Genomic DNA, 21580 nt, shown 5'->3' with positions numbered 1-21580 from the left:
TTACTAATTTTTTCTTAAAATTTAACTATTTTACTTTTATATTACATTAATTATGCCTCAGTGTAATTGCAGCGGATGTTAGTGTACCTGCTGCATCAAGATAAAAAACATGGAGAGTGTTCATCCATGTTTTTTTAATAAACGTAAAATCCCTTCAGAGGTAGCCGCTACACGTAAGAACTTCTTTTGCTCTGCACGTATAAAGCCTTCCTCTAGCATTGTTTTAAAATGCTGTAGAAGTGCATCATAGAAACCATGGACATTATATAAAATGACAGGTTTGGTATGAAGTCCAATCTGAGCCCAAGTAAATACCTCAAAATATTCATCTAAAGTGCCTGCGCCACCTGGCAGAGCAATAAAAGCATCTGCTAACTCGGCCATTTTAGCTTTACGAATATGCATAGAGTCTACGATATGAATTTCTGTTAATGAGGCATGGGCCAATTCACGCTTTTGTAAATGTGTTGGCATCACACCAATCACTTCTCCTCCAGCTGCTAAAACAGCATCGGCCACCTTCCCCATTAGGCCTGTTTTAGAACCACCATAGACAACCCCGTGACCATTTTTTGCCAATGCTGTACCAAGCTCAGCCGCTTTCTCTGCATAAATAGGGCTTTTACCCAAACCGGATCCGCAATACACTGCGATTCTTATAATAATCCCTCCTATTCAAAAAACGTGAAACAATCGGCTATATATTGTCTCACGTTTTTTGGTCATTTATTTTACTTTTATTTTCGTAAATGGCTTGTTTGTTTTAGCATATGACTGATACGGCTTACAATTGATTCAATGGCATCAGGATTTTTTAATAAATCATAATCATTAATATCTAAACGTAGAACTGGACAAGAATTAAAATTGTTTATCCAATTTTCATAGCGTTCATGCATTTCTATCCAATAATCATTTGGTGTTTGTTGCTCCATTGTACGTCCACGCTCTTGAATACGTCCAATAACTGCTTCAATAGGTCCTTCAAGATAAACAAGCAAATCTGGATGTGGAAAATAAGGTGTCATCACCATTGCATCAAACAAATTTGTATAAGTCTCATAATCTGTTGGGCTCATTGTTCCCTTATCATAATGCATCTTAGCAAAAATGCCAGTATCCTCATAAATAGAACGATCTTGTACAAATCCTCCACCATATTCAAAAATACGCTTCTGTTCTTTAAAACGCTCTGCTAAAAAGTAGACCTGTAAATGAAAGCTCCATTTTTCAAAGTCCTCATAAAATTTATCAAGGTATGGATTTGTGTCTACTTTCTCGAACGAGGTACGAAAGTTCAGTGCCTCTGCTAAAGCCTTTGTCATCGTCGATTTTCCTACCCCAACAGTACCAGCAATTGTAATAACCGTTTGTGGTGGAATATCGTACTTCTCTCTTAGATTCATTATTGCAAACTCCTTTGTTGTAACGTATCTTTAATTATTTTTAAAACATGATTTAAATCATTTGGATTTTTTACAAAATCAAGCTGATCTCCATTAAATCGAATAACTGGAATTTCGGGATGCATGCTTTCAAAATGCTCGATAAAAGAATGATAGTCGGCCACAAGCTGCTCCATGTAATCACGTGAAATCATCTTTTCAAACTCTCGCCCTCGCATGGCGATACGCTTCATTAATGTCTCAACGCTGGCATGTAAATAAACCACTACATTTGGAACAGGCATGTCTTTCGTTAAAATTCTATAGATCTCTTCATACTTCTCGTATTCTGTTGGTGCCAATGTACGCTTCGCAAATATTAAATTTTTAAAAATATGATAGTCTGCTACAACAGGTTTGGCATGTGCTAAACGAAATTTTTTAATATCAGTTAGTTGCTTATAGCGATTACAAAGGAAGAACATTTCCGTTTGGAAACTCCACTCCTCAATGTTTTCATAAAACTTATTTAAAAAAGGGTTTTCGTCTACAATTTCTTTTAATAGATGGTAATTAAATGTCGCTGCTATCTCTTTCGATAAAGAGGTTTTACCAACACCAATCGGACCTTCTACCGTAACAAATGGAACCGTCACCAGAAGCTCCTCCTTTTGTTCTATGGATTCGATCATTGTGTCCTACATAAAATGAATCAGTACCTTTCATTTTATCATAGTAGGAAAATGAAAAACAGAATCAACCTATTGTTCTAGTAAATTTACCTGTGGTATTCTTCTCCTGGTGACATAGAAAAAAGACATCGAGAATCTACTTCCCGATGCCTTTATACCTACTTATAATTTCACTCGTTGTAAACGAAGTGCATTTAATACGACCGAAACTGAACTAAAGGCCATCGCTGCGCCTGCTACCCATGGAGCAAGCAGACCGAGTGCAGCAATTGGAATACCTAATGTATTATAAGCAAATGCCCAAAATAGATTTTGTTTAATATTACGCATTGTTTTTCTACTCATTAGAATGGCGTCCGCGATACTATTTAAATCTCCACGAATTAGCGTAATATCTGCTGCTTCCATTGCAACATCTGTCCCTGTACCAATTGCCATCCCAATATTCGCTGTTGCTAAGGCAGGTGCGTCATTAATACCATCACCTACCATCGCTACTTTTTTCCCTTGGGCTTGAAGTTTTTTCACTTCATCAGCTTTACCTTCTGGTAAGACTTCTGCAATAACATGATTCACGCCTACCTCTGTTCCAATTGCTTGAGCAGTACGCTCGTTATCACCAGTCATCATGATGACCGTAATACCCATATCCTGTAAACGACGAATAGCTTCTTTTGATGTATCTTTCACGGTATCAGCCACAGCTACTAAACCTGCATATTGCCCATTGATGGCTGCTAACATGGCTGTCTTACCATTTCGTTCTAGTTGCTCCATTGTTGGTAAAATATCATTAATACGAATATCATATTGTTGCATTAATTTACGTGTGCCAATGATAACACCTTGACCTGAGACAGTTGCCTGCACACCATAACCCGGTATTGCTTCAAAGAACTGAACGTCACCTAAAGCTATGCCGCGTTTTTCTATGCCTTGAACAATGGCTTCTGCTAGTGGATGCTCTGACTGCTTCTCTGCTGCCCCGATTAAGGATAAAAAACGTGCTTCATCTTGCTCTGGCGCTAACAGAACATCTGTAAGCTCAGGTTTACCATGTGTCACTGTTCCTGTTTTATCTACAACAACTGTATCTATGCCTTGTGTTTGCTCTAAATGTTCTCCACCTTTAAATAAAATACCAAACTCAGCTGCACGTCCAGAGCCTGCCATTATTGAAGTTGGTGTTGCTAACCCAAGTGCACATGGACAAGCAATGACAAGAACTGCGATTAATACCTCTAAAGCAGGTGTAAATTCCCCTGGACGGACCCAAATAATCCAAATGAAAAAGGTTACAATGGCTATGCCAACAACAATAGGTACGAAAATTCCTGAGATCTGATCTGCTAAACGTTGAATAGGTGCCTTCGATCCTTGAGCATCTTCGACCACTTTAATAATTTGTGCTAATGCTGTATCACGACCAACCTTTGTTGCAGTCATTTTAATAAAACCATTTTTGTTAATAGTTGAGCCAAATAATTGATCACCTTGCTTTTTATCAACTGGTAGACTCTCTCCTGTTAACATCGATTCATCAACAGCTGTTGTCCCCTCTATTACCTCACCATCTACAGGAATTTTTTCACCTGGTTTCACTAAAATAACATCGCCAATGATAACTTCCTCTAATGGGATCTCCTTTTCTATACCGTCACGTACAACGATCGCTGTCTTTGCTTGAAGTCCCATTAATTTTTTTATGGCTTCAGATGAACGTCCTTTTGCCTTTGCCTCAAATAATTTACCTAATAAAATAAGTGTAATTAATACAGCACTGGTTTCAAAATAAAGATGTGGACCATGGTGTGATCCTATCGTTACAATCGCTTGATAGACACTATAGAAATAGGCCGCTGATGTCCCCATAACAACAAGCACATCCATATTTGCACTACCATTGCGTAATGCTTTATATGCCCCTACATAAAATTGTTTACCAATAATAAATTGCACAGGCGTAGCCAATACCATTTGGACCCAAGGATTCATTAGAAACTCTGGAACGTATAAAAATAACGTAAAGGAAAAATGACCAACCATCGTCCAAAGCAGTGGTAAAGAAAGTATAGCCGATATAATAAATTTATGTTGTTGCTGTTTGATAGCTTTTTCGCGATGATCTACGGTTTCCTGTTCATCTGCCTTTTGATGTGCCTCATAGCCTAGCTTCTCAACCTTTGTAATGATATCTGCGATGGACACTTCCGAAGGATTAAACTCAATCATCGCTTTTTCCAGTGCTAAGTTGACATTAGCAGAGGAAATACCACTTAATTTATTTAATCCTTTTTCAATGCGAGTTGCACAGGCTGCACATGTCATACCGGTAATATCAAGTTCAGCTTTTTGTTTAACAACGCCATAGCCAAGTGCTTCTATTTTCTTTTCAAAATCTGCTTCACATAGTTTAGTTGGGTCATATTTAATAGATGATTTTTCAAGTGCTAAATTTACTGTTGCATGTTCTACACCATCCATTTTATTTAAACCTTTTTCTATACGAGTGGCACAGGCTGCACATGTCATACCCGTTATTTGCAAATTAGCTTCTTTACTAGCAGAACTCATTTACCATTCACCTCTCCTTATACCAACAGGGGGTATATAATTTTGAAAATAAGAGAGTGCTACTAGAGCACTCTACAATTATTATTTTACGTCATATCCTTGGTCATCAATTGTTTCTTTAATTTGGTCAAGTGATACTTGTGCATCATCAAATGCAATATCCACTAAGCCATCTGCTAAATTAACTTTTACTTGTTCAACACCAGCTAGAGCACCAACACTTTTTTCCACAGCATTTACACAATGACCACATGACATTCCTTGTACGTTTAATGTTACGTTTTGCATAAAAAAATCTCTCCTTTTGTATGTTTTCAATCTATTTTTTCATTAACTTTTGGATCGTTATTACTAACTCATCTAATACTGCTTCATCGCCCTCTGATAGACGATCCACAACACAGCCCTTTAAATGACCTTCTAATAATATTTTTGCCACACTATTTAATGCAGATTGTGTAGCAGATAGTTGCGTAATAATATCATCACAGTAAACATCTTTATCAATCATTCCCTTAATACCACGAATCTGACCTTCAATTCGATTTAAGCGAGTTGTTAGATCCTTTTTCACACGCTCAGGGTGATGACTTTTTCGGCAAGACGTAGCTTCCTCTGTATGACAAGCATCCTCTTTTACTGTCTCCTCCATTCACTACACCTCCTATTTGGAATTATCATACTATACCCAAGAAGGGTATGCAAGTCATTGAAAATTTTATTTATCATCATGATGATGTTCATGGTCACTTTCTAATTTACATAAAATGGAATTATCATGTCGATGTAAGGATGTTTCTAATTGAATTGTTACATGCTTAATGCCCTTATGTTGAAGATTATGTTCAATTTTCCGCAAGATATGCTCACTCTCAGCTATTTTCAATTGATCATTGACAACCGCATGACAGGATAATGCATTCGTTCCACTAGTAATTGTCCAGATGTGTAAATCGTGGATACTTTCTATTCCATCAGTCTGTTCTATTAACTGAATAATCTCCTGAACATCTACATTTGAAGGTGTCCCCTCCATTAAGACATGAATGGAGGCTTTTGTGACATGGTAGCCACTTCGTACGACCAATAATGCAACAATAACGCTTGCAAGAGGATCTGCCCATCCCCAGCCGAAAAACATAATTAATAGTGCCGCAACAATAGCGCCTACAGACCCTAGCATATCACTTAGTACATGTAAAAATGCTCCGCGCATATTTAAATTATCCTTTGTATCACTTCCACGCATCATAATCCAAGCAACTAAAATGTTAACGAACAAACCAATTATACTAATTATAAGCATTCCAGTTGTAGCTACTTCTGGTGGGTTTGTAAATCGTTCAATTGCTTCATAGAAAATAAATAATGCGATTCCTATTAATGTAATGCCATTCAATACTGCAGCTAAAATCTCAAATCGTTTATAGCCGTATGTTTTACTATAGCTTGCAGCTTTTTCCCCAAACATAAAAGCTAACATTGCTATACCTAAAGAGATAGAGTCACTTAACATATGCCCTGCATCTGATAAAAGAGCCAAACTATTTGTTAAAAAGCCACCAATGGCTTCTACTACCATATACCCTGTAATAATAATAAATGACAGTAATAATACCTTTTTATTTGCACCATGTGTATGATCATGGCCATGGTCGTGTTGATGTCCCATTGTTATTCCCCCATTTCATTTTAATTATGAGCCGCATGCTCAATAGCCTGCTTCAATAAATTCATAATGTGATCATCGTCCTTAGAATAATATATGGTTGTTCCTTCTCTCCTAAATTTCACCAATCTTAAATTTTTAAGAAAGCGTAATTGGTGGGAAACGGTTGATTGGCCTAAATCTAAAATTTCTGCAATATCATTAACAGAATGTTCATCTGAACAAAGTAAGTTTAAAATACGAATTCGTGTTGGATCACTCAATGCTTTAAAAGTCTGAGATACTACAAATAATGTCTCTTCATCTAAATGCTGATCAATATTTTTTTGCATTTCTGAACTGTTTAATTTTTCATCCATAGAAGTTTACCCCATTCTTCAATATTTATATATGAGCATGTGTTCATATATAAATATATATGGATATATAAGGAATGTCAACAAGTATTTATGCTTCGACATATTACAGGTCAATCACTTACGCATGGCTGCAATGATTTTAGATGAATATAACATCCGAAAAGAAGTTAACAGTAGCAATTACCAATTCAGCACGCTACACTACTGTTAAGGAGAGATATGAGTGGATATTTTTGACGCAGATCGTTTATTTATGAAACAAGCATTAGAGGAAGCTCAACAGGCTGCCTTACTTGGGGAAGTACCAATTGGTGCAGTACTTGTTTATGAAGGAAAAATCATTGCACGTGCGCATAATTTAAGAGAAACAACGCAAAATGCAACAACACATGCGGAGCTGTTAGTGATTCAAGAAGCCTGCAAAAAAATAGGGAGTTGGCGACTGGAGGATACTACTCTTTATGTTACATTGGAGCCTTGTCCAATGTGTGCAGGAGCCATTCTCCAATCACGTGTACCCCGAGTTGTTTATGGGGCAAGAGATCAAAAAGCTGGTTGTGTAGATTCTCTTTACCATTTATTAAATGATGAACGTTTTAATCATGATTGTGATGTAACAGAAGGGATTTTAGCCGAGGAATGTGGTCAAATTTTAACAGACTTTTTTAAGGCATTACGAGATCGTAAAAAAGCTGAGAAAAAAGCGCGATTAGCTTCCAACGATGTAAATGGTCATTAAAGAAGGTGCCTCCTAATGAGACACCTTCTTTAATATTTAAGGGAATGGCGATATATATAAAATGTGTCGTAGCAGCGAACATCTTCATAACTAATTTATTGAGCTTGAATAGTGGATTGTGTAAAAACACATTCTCCTTCGATATATGTAGCAAATGGTTTTACATGCATAAGCTGGTTATGTGAAAGCGTCAGCAAATCTTCTGTTAGTACAACAAAATTAGCTTCATAGCCCTCTTTTAACTGACCAACGTTCTCCATACGAATCATCGTCTTGGCATCAACTGTATATAGCTGTAATGCCTCCTCTACAGAGATTTTTTCTGCCGCGCCTAAATCTGTTCCATCATAGGCTCTTCGTGTAACAGCTGCTTGTATCGTAACAAAGGGATTAGCCGCTTCTGCCCATGATGTAGCAGGCGCATCTGAAGAGAGCGCTGTCGCAATCCCCCTCTTGAGAAATGTTTGTACACCATATAATGTCTGTGTTTTTTCTAGACCTAGATTCTCTAAATAACTCTCAATTTCACAAAATAAGAAGATCGGTTGTGGCACAAAGCCTATCCCCCATTCAGCAGCTTTTTGCAAGGCACTTTTAGATGGCATGGCTGCATGCTCAATACGAACAGACGGTGCATCTGTTAACCAAGCCTTTTCCTCATAAAATGTGTCGACAATTAGATCAATGGCTCTGTCCCCCATTGCATGAACCACTAATTGAATACCATATTCTTTTGCTACCGCAGCAGCCACTAGCAGCTCCTCTTTCGAAGTCATCGCTATGCCTTTTTCATCACTTCCCAAAAATGGCTCAGAAACAAGTGCTGTACGGCCTGAAACACTCCCATCCGAAAATAGCTTGATGCCTCCGATATAGGCTCCTGCAGAACGATCAATAGTATTTGCTGTCAACAGCTCATATCGTTGAATATCTTCCCAGATATAATAAACTGCTACGCGTTGCTTAAAACCTTTTTCTCGGGCTTTACGATACAGGCCTAAATAATCAATTGGTGCTACCGTAGCCATTAATTCTGTAATACTTGTTACACCATAGGATGCCAAAGTTTGTGATAGCTTTAGGAGCCTTTTGACAATCTCTTCTTCAGATGGTGTAGGTAAATGCTGTAGTACTAGATTACGTGCATTTTCACGCAGTACGCCTGTAGGTTCTCCATTTTCATCCCGATCGATTTGTCCACCCTGTGGATCAAGCGTATCCTTCGTAATACCTGCGATTGCTAATGCTTTACTATTGACCGATATAATATGACCACATGTACGCATAACAATGACAGGTAGTTCTGTAGAGGCACGGTCTAAGTCCTCTTTTAAAGGCGCTCTTCTTTCCTTTAGTTTCCCTTCATCATAGCCCCAGCCTAATAGCCATCCCCGCTGACTTGCATCATAGTTTGCTAGTGCATTAATTATATCCTCAATAGAATAAATATACGGAGGTAAACAAGCCACTTGTTCCAAAACATCCGCTAACATAATGGGATGCATATGAGCGTCAATAATCCCAGGAATAATGAGCTTTCCTTGTACATCTATTACTTCTCCCTGATAGGGAGGTAAATCTTCCTGTTGTCCAATCCAAAGTACCTTTCCTTCTTCAATTACCATAGCCGTTGCAGATGGCTGATTAGTATCTGCCGTGTAAATCTTTGCGTTACAAATAATTTTCATCATTTTTCAACTCCTATTTCTTCCATACCAAAAGTAGATTTTTCAGGATCTTCTGCTTTCAGTACCCTATGCAAAATAGTACCGATAATAAAGCCAACAATAGATGGCACGATCCAAGCAAAACCACTAGACTGCAATGGTAAATGCATGACCAACTGTGTCACACCAGGTATCGTAATTTCATAGCTAGCGAATGTTTCAACAATGCTTACTAAAAATGCAAATAGTACAGTCCCTTTATAGGCTCCTGCATTTGGTACAAAACGATCAAAGGCTCCCAGTAGCACAAGTACAATAATGACAGGATAAATTACCAAGAAAATCGGCAATGTTATTTCAACGATGGCACCTACACCTAAGGAGCCAATAGTTGCGCCTACTACACACATAATAAAGACCCACGTTCTATAGCCAAGCTTCTCTTTTGTTAGTTCATTTAAAAACTGTGATGATATGACCATGACGCCAATCGCTGATGTTAAGCAGGCAAAAACAACACATATAGCTAGTAACGCTTTACCCAAATTACCAATGACACTAAAGGCAATGCCCGCTAATAGTTCTGTATCACTGCCAGGATTGGTGATGATACCACTACTTGTAGCCCCTAAATAGAGCAGGCCACCATATACTGCAATTAACCCTATTGCAGCAATAGCCATTCCACCAAGCGCGACCTTTTTAGATTGTTTCCCTTTATAGCCATAGCCAACTATTGCTGCTAAAAAGATTGGCGCACAAAGAATACCTGTTCCCACATCTCCTGTTTGATAGGCTGCTATTATGGAGTTGGCAAAAACCCTTTCTGCTCCTGTATTAATTGCCCCTCCTATTGGGTCTAGTACTCCTTTACCAATGAGGATGATAAGGATAAGAACAAGAACAGGCGTCAACCATTTCCCAATCTTATCGATCACATTTGATTGGTCCATCGCAAAATAAAAGCAAATCGCGAAAAATGCTAATACTGACACAATTAAAGGGACGCTCGGAATAATTTGGGATACCCCTAATTCATGAGTTGTCGCTGACATCCTCGGTATTGTGACAACCATCCCAATACAAACCATCATGACCGTATTAAAGGCTTTATAAAACCAATTTCCGATTGGTCTTGTGAGCGCTTCCACAGTTCCCCCAGTATTATAAATTGCATACACCGCAAGCACAGGTAAAATAACACCCGTTAAGCTAAAGCCCATCAAAGCGGAAATCCAAGATTCCCCTGCACTATTTCCTATGGATGGCGGAAATATTAAATTCCCAGCACCAAAAAATATAGCAAATAAGGCTAGCCCCACGATTATCGTATGCTGCACAACTTTAGACATATCCTCAACCCCTTTATAATCGTTTACAGAAGATTTATCTAAATAATAAAAAATTTAAGAACACGAAAAAAGGAGATAAATTTTTATCCCCTTTTTGTAAAATTTTTTTTACAACAATTCATATTTTAAACACTTATATTTTAGTAATTGACGAGAAATACCTAAACGTCTAGCTGTTTCCGCTAATCGGCCATCCGTTTCACGCAACTTTTCCGCTATTATTAGACGCTCGTAGGCTTCCGTTAAATCTCTTAAATGTCCAGATTGGTTGTTTTGCATGATCGATTGAGTTGAATGTTGAACATTTTTTTAATCCTCTCTGGAACATGTTCAACAAGTATTTCATCCCCAAGCAAATTATTATATGCCGATTCAAGGGCATTTTTTAGTTCACGCACATTCCCCGGCCAATGATAGGCATAAAATAATTGAATTACTTCATTACGGTAGCTTACATTTTTCTGTAGTGTATGTTCATTGTAAAATTGTATATAAAAATCAAGGATAAGTGGAATATCTTCCTTCCTTAATCTTAGCGGCGGCAAATCAATTTGGAGAACATTTAAGCGATAAAATAAGTCCTCACGTAGCCTTTTTTCAGCTAATAGTTTATCTACATCTTCATTGACAGTAGTAATATACCGTATATCTAAGGGCTCACCATTTAACACTTTTATATCTACCGCATGTAAAAGTTTCGCCTGCAAAGATATATCCAATAAATTTAGGTGGTCAATGAGTAGTGTCCCACCATTAGCCTCCTGTAACTTTCCACTTTTTGCTTCATTGTCTGAGCCATATAGCTGAGTAAATATATTATCCTCTGTTAATGTTGAGCAGTTCAAAGTAATAAACGGCTTTGTATAGCGTTCACTTTCATTGTGTATGCCTTGTGCGATAATATCTTTCCCAGTTCCAGTTTCCCCAGTTAGTAAAACTGGTGCACTTTTTTGAGCACTACGACGTGCCTTTTCAAGTTGAGTTTTCATTTCGGCGTTTGTCGTAATGTAATCCTCCAAACGGTAGGTCGTATGATTATCTCGATATAATTTATGTCCCAGGAAATTATCTAAGTATTTAATTTGCTTAGTTTCATAAAAATGTTTTGAAAACTCAATGGCACCCATGACTTTTCCATGCTCCATAATGGGATAGGTCGAACTCAGTGATAAATAACTAAATCCGTTTAATGTTGTAAGTTGTTGTTCATAGTATAAAACTGGCTGCCCTGTTTGTATGACTTGAAAGACAGTACTTGTCTCAGGTGATAAATTTTGATAATTATCAGTCACAGTGCTGTGAAAAAATTCATCTGGTGTTAAGCCGATTTCCAATAATATATTTAAATCTGCTAAGTCATAAAAGATTGCACAGCCTTTATCATCTGTAATTAAAACATTATCAAATTCACTGAAAGCCTGTGCAAATTGTTGCAATTCCATGAATTTCTCCCCCTTGTCCCCATGAATATTACCCATTATAACGAATTTTCAAAAATTATGAGAGAATTCAATTTTTGCAACACAAAAAAGCTATTTTAGAACATTCATAAAGGAATTGTCTAAAATAGCTTTATCTCTTGTTTATTTTGGTGCGATTACTTCTTTACCACCCATATAAGGTCTTAAAACTTCAGGAATTACTACGCTGCCATCAGCTTGTTGGTAGTTTTCTAGAAGAGCAGCAACTGTACGGCCAATGGCAAGACCTGAACCATTTAATGTATGCACATATTCTGGTTTAGCATTTGGCTCACGACGGAAGCGGATATTTGCGCGTCGTGCCTGGAAATCCTCAAAGTTAGAGCAAGAAGAAATTTCACGGTACATGTTTTGTGCAGGAATCCAAACTTCTAAATCATATTTTTTCGCTGCAGTAAAACCTAAATCAGCTGTACACATTTTTAACTTACGATATGGTAAGCCTAATAATTGTAATACTTTTTCTGCATGACTTGTTAATAGCTCTAATTGTTCGTATGACTCCTCTGGTTTTACAAAACGTACTAATTCTACTTTATTGAACTGGTGTTGACGAATTAAACCACGTGTATCACGACCTGCTGAACCCGCTTCTGAACGGAAGCACGCACTATACGCTGCAAAGCCTTGTGGTAAAGCTTCAGCCGGTAAAATCTCATCTCGATAGAAGTTCGTTACTGGTACTTCTGCCGTTGGAATCATGAAATAATCTGTTTCCTCTAATTTGAATACATCTTCCTCAAATTTCGGAAGTTGCCCTGTACCTGTTAGGCTATCACGATTAACAATGACAGGTGGTAGCATTTCCTCGTAACCATGCTCCTCTGCATGTAAATCCATCATGAAAGTCATTAATGCCCGTTCTAAACGAGCACCAAGACCACGATAGAATAAGAAACGGCTACCTGTTACTTTCGCGCCGCGTTCAAAGTCTACAATTTTTAAATCCGTAGCAAGGTCCCAGTGTGCTTTAATATCAAAATCAAATGTCGGAATTTCACCCCATGTATATTCCTCAACATTGTCGTCCTCTGTTGTGCCTACTGGTACAGATTCATGTGGGATGTTTGGTAAACGCATCATCATATCTTTAAAGCGTTCTTCCACATCATTTAATTGCACATCTAATTCTTTAATTTCATCGCCAACCTGACGCATACGAGTAATGACTTCATCAGCATTTTCTTTGTTACGTTTCATAACTGAGATTTGTTCAGATACTTTATTGCGCTCTGCTTTTAAATCTTCTGTTTTGGCAATCAATTCCCGACGTTTTGCATCTAAGTCTTCAAAGTCATCTAAATTTCCCAAGTCCTCATTACGTGTTAATAACATCTCTTTAATTTCCGTGAAATTCTCACGTACGCGTTTAATATCTAACATCTTCATACCTCCAATAGTTTCTTCATGATGGAAAATTGTTGCAGTGAAATGAACACAAAAAAGCCCTCATCCCTAAAAAGGGACGAGAGCTACCCGCGTTGCCACCCTAATTGACTAGACATACTTCTGCCTAATCCACTTATTTCATAACGGCATTTCAGCCGGCTACAGCCTACTTCATTCACTTCGACTGTGCAACTCCAGGACGGATTCACAAGTGCTTTTATCAGCTTCCACCAACCGCTGACTCTCTAAAAAAAACGTGCTTGCTACTACTTCCCATCATCGTGTTCAGTTATTTAAAATTTAACCATACTGTACTATATGAAAACAAATTTTGCAAGTCATACCATAGAGGATACAAAATATTCAAGAATTCGTGTATCTTCTGTTAATTCGGGATGAAACGAACAACCCAATAAATGGCCATCTTGTGCCAAGATTATTTTCCCTTCATGTTGTGCAAGAATTTCAACACCTTTACCTACGGCTTCAATATGAGGTGCACGAATAAATACCGCTGGAATCCCTATACCTATTTTAGGAATATCTAGTTGTACTTCGAAGCTATCCAACTGACGTCCATATGAGTTTCTTGCTACAGTCACGTCCATCACAGCCAAATGTGGTTCATCTTCAATTAGATCCTTGGCTAATAAAATTAATCCCGCACATGTACCAAGTATTGATAATCCTTGCTGTGCAAGTCCACGAATTGGCTCTAGCAGATCAAATCGATCCAGCAATTTTCTCATTGTTGTGCTTTCTCCACCTGGTAACACAAGTCCATCTAGGTTTCCTAAATCCTTTCTTTGTTTTACTTGAATTGCTTCACAACCAAGAGCCTCTAACATTTTTATATGCTCACGAACTGCTCCTTGTAATGCTAATACACCAATTCGCTTCATGCTACCAACCTCGCTCTTGCATACGCTCGTTGTGTCCAAGCTGTGCAATATCAATCCCCTTCATTGGCACGCCGAGTTCTTTTGATATTTCCGCAATAAGCTTATAGTCTTTATAATGAGTAGTCGCCTCTACAATGGCACGTGCAAATTTTTCAGGGTTCTCAGATTTAAAAATACCTGAACCAACGAAAACGCCATCTGCTCCAAGTTCCATCATTAAGGCTGCATCGGCAGGCGTCGCCACTCCTCCTGCTGCGAAGTTTACTACTGGTAAACGACCAAGACGTTTCATTTCTCTTAATAACTCGAAAGGAGCCCCTAGTAATTTCGCCTCTGTCATTAATTCATCCTCTGTCATACCTACGACTTTACGAACCTGTGCATTTACTTTACGAATATGGCGAACTGCCTCCACAATATTCCCTGTTCCTGGTTCACCTTTTGTTCGTAACATCGAGGCACCTTCCCCGATACGACGGGCTGCCTCCCCTAAATCACGACAGCCACACACAAACGGTACTGTGTATTCACTTTTTAATAAATGGTATTCTTCATCTGCTGGTGTTAAAACTTCACTTTCATCAATATAATCAACACCCATTGCTTCTAAAACACGTGCTTCAACAATATGCCCAATACGTGCTTTGGCCATCACAGGAATAGTTACCGCTCCCATTACTTCCTCAACAATCCGAGGATCAGCCATGCGTGCAACGCCACCTGTTTTCCGAATATCTGAAGGTACTCTTTCTAATGCCATAACTGCTACAGCACCTGCAGCTTCTGCAATTTTTGCTTGCTCTGCATTAATGACATCCATAATGACGCCGCCTTTTTGCATTTCTGCCATTCCACGTTTTACTAGCTCTGTACCTGTTCGTTTCATTTTCTAACCTCCACCTTTATGATGAAGTTTAGTATAATAGAAATTGACCATATCAAAATATCCAGTTTCCAAAATATCTATAAGGTCAGGAGGTTCCAAATCATGGATATGCTTTTATTCCAGCTTGAAAGAGATAGTGATAAACCGCTTTATGATCAGCTTTATAACGGTATTAAAGAAGCTATTATTTCTAAGAAAATAACTGTAGGAGAAAAACTGCCTTCAAAAAGAAAATTAGCAGATTTTTTAAACATTTCCCAAACAACAATTGAAATTGCCTATGCTCAGCTATTAGCTGAAGGCTATATTATGTCCAAATCACGTATTGGCTATTTTGTAGAAGAAATAGATGAACTGCCCTACATTCAACAAGATACTGTGGCGTCCATTAATGAACATCCTAAGAAAAAGTCTTACAAAATCGATTTTAATCCAGGATCTATTGATATCGATGCTTTTCCATTTCAAACATGGAGAAAGTATGCAAAAGAGCTTTTTGACGATACCTCAAAGGAGCTATTATTAACAGGGGAACCACAAGGAGAACTGTCTTTACGCACAGAGATTGCTAATTATTTATATCAATCCCGTGGTGTTGTATGTCACCCTGAACAAATTGTTATTGGTTCAGGGACAGAGCAGCTCCTCCCTATGATTCTCCGTCTTTTTAGTGAGGACACCAGCTTTGCATTAGAAAATCCAGGATACCCTGCCGTCCATCGAATGTTTTCACAGCATAAAAGAAAAGTTTATCCAATTGCAGTTGATGAAGAGGGCATAATTATTCATGATCTTGAAAAAACAGATGCTAATGTTGTGTATATTACACCCTCACATCAGTTCCCAACTGGAGCTGTATTATCTGCTACAAGACGAGCACAGGCTTTAAATTGGGCGGCACAAAGCACCTCTCGTTATATTATTGAGGATGATTATGATTCGGAATTTCGTTATGCTGGAAAACCAATTCCTGCCCTACACGCATTAGATCGAAACGATAAAGTTATTTACATGAGTACTTTTACCAAATCTTTAATGCCATCCTTGCGAGTAGCTTATTTTGTACTTCCACCTAAGCTACTTGCTACTTATAACGATGTCTTTAATTATTACTCATCAACTGTGCCTCGTTTTGATCAGCATATTGTGGCAAATTTTATGGGTGATGGACATTTTGCAAAGCATCTCAATCGTATGCGTAAAATTTATCGTAAAAAACATGATAAACTAACTTCTATTTTAGAAAAATATTCATCATCCATTAACATTACTGGTGAACAAGCGGGTATGCATATTTTATTAGAGGTTCAACACACATTCTCAGAAAAAAAATTACAACAGCTCGCCTCTCAAGCAGAGATCGGTATTTACCCATTATCAGCCTATAGACTAGATGATTATGAATCTTCACAAGCTAAATTTTTATTAGGTTTTGGAGGGATTCCCGTACAAGCAATCGAATCATCCATTGAGCAGTTGATGGATTGCTGGAGTATACAAAAAAATGACCCATCTACGTAGATGGGTCGTTTTATATTAAGTCTCAATTAATTGAATTTGATAATGCTCAAACCAAGTATGAATTTGCCCTAGATAAGCTAAAAGCTGGGGACCTGCCATTAATTGCCCATACCACGGAACATTAAAAGAGCTACCTCCCGATTCAATTAACTCCGCAAGCTTTTGTCGTTCAAATAGTTCATGCAAAATTGAGTTTTTATCATGTAGAATTTCCTTCAACCATTTTTGCACTCCTGCTGTATAGACAGGATGATATGTTTTTGGGTAAGGATTTTTTTTACGATATAACACTTCATTCGGCAATAGATGTGCCATTGATTTTCGAAGTAATCCTTTTTCTATTCCATCTAAATTCTTCATTTCCCACGGAATATTCCAGGCATATTCTACAAGCCGATGATCTGCAAAAGGGACACGTACCTCTAAACTTGCCCCCATACTCATACGATCTTTCCTCTCTAATAATGTTTGCATAAACCATAGCATATTTAAGTAGGACATTTCGCGATGCTTTGCCTCTGCTAGACCTTCTCCATCTAACAAAGGAACTTCAGCTATTGTTTGTGTATATAGTTGTTGTGCATAGGCTTCAATTTTTAATTTTTTGTTCCACTTCTCTTGGAGTAATGCACTTCTTTCAGACAATGAACGGATCCAAGGGAAACCAGTAGTCCTATCTTTAAACCATGGATAACCACCAAAAATTTCATCTGCACACTCTCCTGATAGCGCTACAGTAAATTCCCTTTTTATTTCCCGACAAAACCATAATAACGAAGAATCTACATCTGCCATACCTGGGGAATCGCGAACAATGACCGATTCCACTAATAAATCAATTAACTGTTGCTGAGTGATTTCCTCTGCGTGGTGAGCTGTATTGAAAGTTTCTGTCATTTTTTGAATCCAGTACGTATCTGTGGAGGTTTGGAAAGAATGTGGGTTAAAGAATCGCTCATTATCTTCATAATCAATAGAATACGTATGCAACTGATGGCTTTGCTGCTGGAATCTATTTGCTGCAATGCCGGTGATAATACTGGAATCTAGTCCTCCTGAAAGAAACGTACAAATGGGTACATCCGAAACTAGCTGACGTTCTATAGCATCCGTTAACAAAAAACGAACATGTTCAATTGTTTCTCCTAATGTTTCTTCATGTCTACGACTTTGTAGCTGCCAATACGGCCACTTTCTTAAACCTTCTTCTCTAGAGAATCGCATAGCATAGCCAGGCCGTAATTCTTTAATATTTTGAAAATGGGTTTTACCTGGCTCTCTAGAAGGTCCTACAGCCATCATACTTGCCAACCCTTCAACATTTACACATGCTTGAACCGTGGGGTGTGCTAGCAGAGCCTTCACCTCAGATGCAAAAAGTACACCTTCTTGTTGCTCTGTATAATACAAGGGCTTTACGCCTAGTCGGTCTCGACACAAAAATAAAGACTGTGTTTGCTCATCCCAAACACCGAAGGCAAAAATACCATTTAGAAATTCTACACACTGCTCTTTCCATTCAATATAGGCAGTTAATAGTACTTCAGTATCTGATTGTGTTGTAAAACTGTGCCCTCTTTTTTGGAGTTCCTTACGTAGCTCTTCTGTATTGTAAAGTTCGCCATTATATGTAATGACATAGTTCAAACCATCATGGATTTTTTTCATTGGTTGTTTACCACCGATTAAATCAATAACAGCCAACCGTCGATGGCCAAATGCTATATGCTCACTACACCAAATATTTTCATCATCTGGCCCTCTCTTATTTAATGTTTGCGTCATCGATTTTAATATTGTGTCACTTGTTCTTAAATCCTTTTGAAAACTAGCCCAGCCTGTAATGCCACACATTTAGCCACATCCTTTCGCCTATTAGTGTATGCTGTAGCGTGTAAAAATGTGAAAAAGCACATGAATGCTTAAGTACATTCATGTGCTCTTATTTAAATATTAAAATAATCCACCAACAAAGTCTGTAATGCCTCCCCATAAATTACCGAAGAAGTTACCTACACCTTGGAAGAACAATGAGATACCGCTAGCACGCTCTACAGCCTCTGTTGTGACAACATCGGATGAAATATCCTTGCCATCGATAAAGCCGTAATCTGTGCCTTCTGTGCGTTCAATAACGACCTTTCCTACAACAGTGTCTTTTTTAACGTCTGCCTCTAAACTCTTTTTATCTAAAACCAATGTAGGTTTATATAAGTCTTTATCAGAAGACTTAATCATAAATGAAATTGGTTCTTTTACTGCTATCGATACTTTGTCTTCTTTACCTTTTGTTACTTTAACTGTTTTTTGATTTTTGAATGTATAGTTCCCTGGTAAAATTTCCTGCTTTGAGAATTGTGAAAAGCCGTAGTTAAATAGTTTCGCAGTGGCATCAAAGCGAGCTTCATATGACCCTTGTCCCTTTGCATCAACAGCTTTCATTACAACTGCAATCAAACGAGTACCATTGCGCTCTGCAGTACCTGTGAAGCAGTGACCTGCAAAGTTTGTTGTACCTGTCTTTAATCCATCTACACCTTGATATTCATACACTAACCCCGGTAACATAAAGTTCCAGTTAGACATTTTAATTGCATCTTCTGTCCCTTCACGGAATGTCTTTTTTGCAATTTTAGATGTCTCTAATACCTTTGGGTGATCTTTTAATAAATGATACGCTAATTTTGCTACAGATTTTGCAGGCATCACATTTTCATCTTCTGGGCCTGTGCCTGATGGATGCATACCAAATAAATCAGCATTATTAAGACCAGTAGCGTTGACAAATTTATAGCCCTCTAAACCAAGTTCTTCTGCCTTTTTATTCATTAACTTTAAAAATTCAGTTTCAGAACCTGCGATCGTTTCAGCAATAGCTACGGTTGCTGCATTTGCTGAATAGATTGCCATTGCCTCATATAACTCACGAATCGTATAAGAGCCATCTCTACGTAAAGGTACATTACTTAATGCACGATTTTGAGACATACGATACGTATAATCTGTTACGTGATATTCTTGATCCCATTTAACTTTCCCTGCATCAATCGCGTCCAATAACAGGTATTCAGTCATCATCTTTGTCATACTTGCAATACCTAGTGAAGTATCTGCATTTTGTTCAAATAAAATTTTCCCTGAATCTGCATCAATTAAAATCGCAGCATCCACGGTTAATCCTAAATCTGTTTCCGCATTTGCCTTTGCAGGAATACCTGCAAAAATACTAAATAATAAAACAGGAATTAGGAGTAAGCGTAATACGGTGTTCATTTTCTTTTTCACCTTTAAAGCCCTCCAAAAAATAATCTTGTCCTCGACATTTTATCATAGATAACAACAAACGTGTTGACTCTCTACCATAAAAAATGCTCTCGCGCCATCTTTGTAGACGATGCGAAAGCATAAAAGTTGCAAGTAATATATTACATGGAATAGTTTGGTGATTCTTTTGTAATCTGTACATCATGTGGATGTGATTCACGTAGACCAGCACCTGTCATTCTAACAAATTGTGCATTCTCGCGTAGGTGTTCAAGATGTGGAGCTCCACAATAACCCATACCAGCGCGAATACCACCAATCAGTTGGTAGATTGTATCCGCTAATGGTCCTTTATAAGGAAGACGGCCTTCAATACCTTCAGGTACTAATTTTTTTGCATCCTCCTGGAAGTAACGATCTTTAGAACCTTTTTCCATTGCGCCGATAGAACCCATACCACGATAAACTTTAAAGCGACGTCCTTGGAAGATTTCTGTTTCTCCAGGAGATTCAGATGTACCTGCTAGAAGAGAACCAAGCATTACAACGTTGCCTCCAGCTGCTAGTGCTTTTACGATATCACCAGAGTATTTAATACCACCATCAGCAATTATTGTTTTACCTAGCTCACGAGCTACTGTAGCACAATCATATACTGCTGTAATTTGTGGGACACCTACTCCTGCTACAACACGTGTAGTACAAATAGAACCAGGACCGATACCTACTTTAACAACATCTGCTCCTGCTTCAAATAATGCACGTGCGCCTTCTCCTGTAGCAACATTACCAGCGATGATTTCTAGCTCAGGGTAAGTCTCACGGATTGAACGAATTGTTTGTAATACGCCTTCTGAATGACCGTGGGCTGTATCGATTACAACAATGTCAACTTGTGCTTCTACAAGCTTCTCAATACGTACCATCGTATCCTTTGATACACCAACAGCCGCGCCTACTAGTAAACGGCCATGTGTATCTTTCGCAGCATTCGGGAATTCAATCACTTTCTCGATATCCTTAATTGTAATAAGTCCAGTTAATCTACCTTCTTCATCTACAATTGGAAGCTTTTCGATTTTATATTGTTGAAGAATTTTTTCAGCATCCTCTAAAGTCGTTCCAACTGGTGCTGTAATCAAATCTTCTTTCGTCATTACATCTTCAATTTTTAAAGAGTAGTCAGAGATAAAACGTAAATCTCGATTTGTAATAATCCCTACTAGCTTTTGATTTTCCATACTATCAACAATAGGAACACCAGAGATTCGGTATTTACCCATTAGATGCTCAGCATCGAAAACTTGATGTGTAGGAGTTAAGAAGAATGGGTTTGTAATAACACCATTTTCAGAACGTTTTACTTTTTCTACCTGTTCAGCTTGCTCATCAATTCCCATGTTTTTATGGATAATACCGATACCGCCTTGACGTGCCATAGCAATCGCCATTTTAGACTCTGTAACTGTATCCATACCTGCGCTGACCATTGGGATGTTTAATTTAATCTTTGGTGTTAATTGAACTGATAAATCAACATCTTTCGGTAGTACTTCGGAATGAGCTGGTACTAATAGTACATCATCAAAAGTTAAACCTTCTTTGGCAAATTTAGTCTCCCACATTTTCGTAACTTCCTCCTATAGTTAAAAGAATATTAATTGTAAGATTAACAACGTGGACTGCTACTGTCAAGGAAC

At 38.0% G+C, this 21580-nt stretch carries 20 protein-coding genes and 1 other annotated feature; of the genes, 2 read left to right on the top strand and 18 right to left on the bottom strand.

Annotated elements, in window-relative coordinates; all coding sequences use genetic code 11:
* Positions 1-120 precede the first annotated feature (120 nt).
* From LCP48_RS00510 to LCP48_RS00475, 8 genes are all read right to left on the bottom strand, one after another.
* Positions 121-630 (bottom strand): LOG family protein, encoded by a 510-nt coding sequence (locus LCP48_RS00510; protein WP_009374249.1) that lies wholly within the window; start codon positions 628-630, stop codon positions 121-123.
* A gap of 107 nt (positions 631-737) precedes the next feature.
* Positions 738-1406: a deoxynucleoside kinase gene (locus LCP48_RS00505; protein ID WP_009374248.1), complete on the bottom strand. Its 669-nt coding sequence runs from the start codon at positions 1404-1406 to the stop codon at positions 738-740.
* Entirely contained in the window at positions 1406-2041 is a 636-nt protein-coding gene (locus LCP48_RS00500) for a deoxynucleoside kinase (protein ID WP_004233969.1), read from the bottom strand. The genes LCP48_RS00505 and LCP48_RS00500 overlap by 1 nt, the downstream gene beginning before the upstream one ends.
* 198 nt (positions 2042-2239) lie before the next feature.
* Positions 2240-4651, bottom strand: a complete 2412-nt coding sequence (locus tag LCP48_RS00495) for a heavy metal translocating P-type ATPase (protein WP_009374247.1) — start codon at positions 4649-4651, stop codon at positions 2240-2242.
* A gap of 81 nt (positions 4652-4732) precedes the next feature.
* Positions 4733-4939 carry a copper chaperone CopZ gene (copZ, locus tag LCP48_RS00490; RefSeq protein ID WP_004233974.1) on the bottom strand — a complete coding sequence of 69 codons (207 nt, stop codon included), beginning with the start codon at positions 4937-4939 and terminating at the stop codon, positions 4733-4735.
* Positions 4940-4970: 31 nt separating this feature from the next.
* Positions 4971-5303, bottom strand: a complete 333-nt coding sequence (locus LCP48_RS00485; RefSeq protein WP_004233976.1) for a metal-sensing transcriptional repressor — start codon at positions 5301-5303, stop codon at positions 4971-4973.
* A gap of 66 nt (positions 5304-5369) precedes the next feature.
* Positions 5370-6323, bottom strand: a complete 954-nt coding sequence (locus tag LCP48_RS00480) for a cation diffusion facilitator family transporter (protein ID WP_009374246.1) — start codon at positions 6321-6323, stop codon at positions 5370-5372.
* Between the two features lie 20 nt (positions 6324-6343).
* Positions 6344-6679, bottom strand: coding sequence for an ArsR/SmtB family transcription factor (locus tag LCP48_RS00475; protein ID WP_004233978.1), 336 nt, complete (start codon positions 6677-6679; stop codon positions 6344-6346).
* A 223-nt stretch (positions 6680-6902) separates the two neighbouring features.
* On the opposite strand from LCP48_RS00475, the gene tadA reads away from it, so the two are divergent.
* On the top strand, positions 6903-7418 hold the full coding sequence (gene tadA, locus LCP48_RS00470; protein WP_004233980.1) for a tRNA adenosine(34) deaminase TadA: 516 nt from the start codon (positions 6903-6905) through the stop codon (positions 7416-7418).
* Between the two features lie 95 nt (positions 7419-7513).
* Here the strand turns inward: tadA and LCP48_RS00465 are convergent, their stop codons facing one another.
* From LCP48_RS00465 to pdxS, 7 genes are all read right to left on the bottom strand, one after another.
* Positions 7514-9109, bottom strand: coding sequence for an amidohydrolase (locus LCP48_RS00465; RefSeq protein WP_009374245.1), 1596 nt, complete (start codon positions 9107-9109; stop codon positions 7514-7516).
* Positions 9106-10437 (bottom strand): branched-chain amino acid transport system II carrier protein, encoded by a 1332-nt coding sequence (brnQ, locus tag LCP48_RS00460; protein WP_009374244.1) that lies wholly within the window; start codon positions 10435-10437, stop codon positions 9106-9108. The genes LCP48_RS00465 and brnQ overlap by 4 nt, the downstream gene beginning before the upstream one ends.
* Before the next feature lie 108 nt (positions 10438-10545).
* Positions 10546-10716: a helix-turn-helix domain-containing protein gene (locus LCP48_RS00455; RefSeq protein ID WP_225340580.1), complete on the bottom strand. Its 171-nt coding sequence runs from the start codon at positions 10714-10716 to the stop codon at positions 10546-10548.
* Positions 10689-11879, bottom strand: coding sequence for a sigma 54-interacting transcriptional regulator (locus LCP48_RS00450; RefSeq protein WP_225340579.1), 1191 nt, complete (start codon positions 11877-11879; stop codon positions 10689-10691). The genes LCP48_RS00455 and LCP48_RS00450 overlap by 28 nt, the downstream gene beginning before the upstream one ends.
* Before the next feature lie 141 nt (positions 11880-12020).
* Positions 12021-13301 carry a serine--tRNA ligase gene (gene serS, locus LCP48_RS00445; protein ID WP_004233987.1) on the bottom strand — a complete coding sequence of 427 codons (1281 nt, stop codon included), beginning with the start codon at positions 13299-13301 and terminating at the stop codon, positions 12021-12023.
* Positions 13302-13376: 75 nt separating this feature from the next.
* Positions 13377-13596: a binding site (T-box leader), on the bottom strand.
* 49 nt (positions 13597-13645) lie between these two features.
* Entirely contained in the window at positions 13646-14209 is a 564-nt protein-coding gene (gene pdxT / locus LCP48_RS00440; RefSeq protein ID WP_004233989.1) for a pyridoxal 5'-phosphate synthase glutaminase subunit PdxT, read from the bottom strand.
* A gap of 1 nt (position 14210) precedes the next feature.
* Complete coding sequence (pdxS, locus tag LCP48_RS00435; protein WP_004233995.1) at positions 14211-15095, bottom strand: pyridoxal 5'-phosphate synthase lyase subunit PdxS; 885 nt, start codon at positions 15093-15095, stop codon at positions 14211-14213.
* A 102-nt stretch (positions 15096-15197) separates the two neighbouring features.
* Between pdxS and pdxR the strand changes: the two genes are divergently transcribed.
* Complete coding sequence (gene pdxR / locus LCP48_RS00430; RefSeq protein WP_004233996.1) at positions 15198-16616, top strand: MocR-like pyridoxine biosynthesis transcription factor PdxR; 1419 nt, start codon at positions 15198-15200, stop codon at positions 16614-16616.
* A gap of 15 nt (positions 16617-16631) precedes the next feature.
* On the opposite strand, the gene asnB is transcribed toward pdxR, so the two are convergent.
* From asnB to guaB, 3 genes are all read right to left on the bottom strand, one after another.
* Complete coding sequence (gene asnB, locus LCP48_RS00425) at positions 16632-18470, bottom strand: asparagine synthase (glutamine-hydrolyzing) (protein ID WP_004233997.1); 1839 nt, start codon at positions 18468-18470, stop codon at positions 16632-16634.
* A gap of 99 nt (positions 18471-18569) precedes the next feature.
* A complete protein-coding gene (locus LCP48_RS00420; RefSeq protein WP_004233998.1) occupies positions 18570-19901 on the bottom strand; it encodes a D-alanyl-D-alanine carboxypeptidase family protein in 1332 nt (443 codons plus the stop codon).
* Between the two features lie 140 nt (positions 19902-20041).
* Complete coding sequence (gene guaB, locus LCP48_RS00415; RefSeq protein ID WP_004233999.1) at positions 20042-21505, bottom strand: IMP dehydrogenase; 1464 nt, start codon at positions 21503-21505, stop codon at positions 20042-20044.
* Positions 21506-21580: the final 75 nt, after the last annotated feature.

Origin of the sequence: Lysinibacillus capsici, from assembly GCF_020217405.1 — a bacterium.
GTDB classification, from domain to species: Bacteria; Bacillota; Bacilli; order Bacillales_A; family Planococcaceae; genus Lysinibacillus; species Lysinibacillus capsici.
This window is presented reverse-complemented; position numbering and strand designations above follow the sequence as displayed.